Annotated in this window: 1 protein-coding gene; it reads right to left on the reverse strand. The window is 59.4% G+C overall.

What is annotated here, in order from left to right:
- On the reverse strand, nt 1-490 hold a 490-nt coding region (locus AC1D1M_RS31485), incomplete at both ends, for an SPASM domain-containing protein (protein ID WP_477778705.1).

Raw genomic sequence — 490 nt, forward strand, 5'->3', positions numbered from 1 at the left:
CGTGAGTTTCGTTCATTGCGAAAGGCCAGTTGGTCGATGGTCTGGGTCGCGTGCTCGGCTTCTTCGCGAGCCTTGAGGATCACGCCATGTTGTGGCGACTTGCTGCATACCGGGTCGGCGTTGCTTGCATCGCCGGTGAGCATGAACGCCTGGCAGCGACAGCCGCCGAAGTCTTTTTCTTTCTCGTCACAGGAGCGGCACGGCTCGGGCATCCAGTCGTAGCCACGAAAGCGGTTGAAGCCGAACGAGTCATACCAGATGTGCTGCATGCTGTGGTCGCGCACGTTGGGAAACTGCACCGGCATCTGTCGGGCACCGTGACAGGGCAGGGCGGTTCCGTCTGGCGTGACCGTCAGAAAAATACTGCCCCAGCCATTCATGCAGGCTTTCGGGCGTTCTTCGTAATAGTCCGGGGTGACGAAAATCAGTTTGCACGGATGCCCTTCGGCTTCCAGTTTGGCGCGGTATTCGTTGGTGATGCGTTCGGCGC

The sequence above is a fragment of the Pseudomonas sp. P1_F7 genome, assembly GCF_056405655.1.